The organism is Microvirga tunisiensis (assembly GCF_009296175.1).
GTDB classification, from domain to species: Bacteria; Pseudomonadota; Alphaproteobacteria; order Rhizobiales; family Beijerinckiaceae; genus Microvirga; species Microvirga tunisiensis.
In genome coordinates this window covers 1-1,809 of record NZ_VOSK01000670.1, presented here as the reverse complement: position 1 = coordinate 1,809, position 1,809 = coordinate 1, and the positions used below count along the sequence as shown (strand labels likewise).

Here is a 1,809-nt window from a genome sequence, read left to right as displayed (position 1 = left end):
TATCCTGCCAACTACCAATCAATAATCTGCGAAGCAGATATCGCTCACAGGCAAATCAGAGCATAACTCAACAACACGTCACATTCTTTCCAAGAGACTGAACACAAACAGCCTTTCATTAAAACAGCCTTGGCTTATTCATTATCAAAAGACGACAGTACAAAACGACAAAGCACAGGAAATGGTAAAGACTGGACAATAGACTAGCCGGTTACAACTGACCCCTACGAAAGCAAAGGAATTCCAAAACATACATGACACATTCTAAACAGGAATATCAATTCCCCATAACAGGCCAAGTCCAACGATGGCGGAGGCCCTATCCTCGGAAACACCGCTAGTCTTCCTGCTCAGAAAGCATCGACCGTCCGATAGCCACTATATCAAACGGGCCAAACCGGCCGCTTCGAGTAAACACATCGGGATCTTCGGTATTATCGAACCAACTAGTCTTGGGAACAGCGATAAAAAAATCAATGTCGGCGTTGCTGACCCCATAGCATCCAGCGTTGTGGTATTTTTGCACAATTGCCTGTACAGAAGTATAACCGTACGGTTTGGTTTTCATTGCCAGCAGTTTATGGTCTTGACCGTCGGGGATGCGTAGGTAGTCAGGAATAGGAGCGAGACTCTGCGATTCAAGGCATCCTCTCGCAACGTCCTCCGGCACATAGAGGTACAGGAAAAACGTACTTTGCTGGATCAGCTCTAAGCGGTCCTCACTCGGCTCATTCATGCACGCGGTGGTCGCGAATTCTAGTAGCCTTGCCCGGCGTGCTGGCAAAATGCTCTGCAGATTAGCCACTACGGTCAAGGCGTAAGCGGCTTGATTGAATGTACGAGTTAGACGGAACGACTCATAGTTGATGGTGAGGCACACCGCGAGTTCATGCCTCAGCGTCTGTCGTTGAGTGGTGTTGTCCACGGTAATCACTGCGCCCGTATACGAGGGGCCGTCATATAGCTCGAAGGCCATAGTGAGAGATGAGATGAAGGAATGAAACGGAGAGGAGAGGCTGGGGAGGAGAGCAGAGCAAGGTAGGTGTGGTTGTGAGGGATGGAGAAAAGACATAATGGGGTTTATAAAGGCACACGATTGACCTTTGCAGAAGCGTAGAGTTCGTTCGTCCTGATTGGACCGCAATCCCAGACAGGGACAGGCCAATCGAGAGCCAAAACGTCTCTGTCAGCATTTGGTTGGCAGGATTCTACACTTTATTTGGTTGGGGCCCATTTGGTTGGGGCCCATTTGGTTGGCAGGATATATGGCTTTGTCAGCTTTATTTGGTTGGGGCCCATTTGGTTGGCAGGATATATGGCTTTGTCAGCTTTATTTGGTTGGGGCCCATTTGGTTGGCAGGATATATGGCTTTGTCAGCTTTATTTGGTTTGGGGGCCCATTACCCTTGCGTACGCCTGTTGTGCTGGCAGAAGGGTACGTTCAAGATAATCGTTATATCTTTGCGACATCCCTCTGAGTCTGTTTTCGCATTCACTCCTAGCGTTGGACTTGGCCTGTTATGGGGAATTGATATTCCTGTTTAGAATGTGTCATGTATGTTTTGGAATTCCTTTGCTTTCGTAGGGGTCAGTTGTAACCGGCTAGTCTATTGTCCAGTCTTTACCATTTCCTGTGCTTTGTCGTTTTGTACTGTCGTCTTTTGATAATGAATAAGCCAAGTCTGTTTTAATGAAAGGCTGTTTGTGTTCAGTCTCTTGGAAAGAATGTGACGTGTTGTTGAGTTATGCTCTGATTTGCCTGTGAGCGATATCTGCTTCGCAGATTATTGATTGGTAGTTGGCAGGATA

The 1,809-nt window shown here is 47.3% G+C and carries 1 protein-coding gene; it reads right to left on the bottom strand.

Annotated elements, in window-relative coordinates; all coding sequences use genetic code 11:
• Window positions 1-337 precede the first annotated feature (337 nt).
• Entirely contained in the window at window positions 338-925 is a 588-nt protein-coding gene (locus tag FS320_RS42685) for a RolB family protein (protein WP_192926423.1), read from the bottom strand.
• Window positions 926-1,809 lie beyond the last annotated feature (884 nt).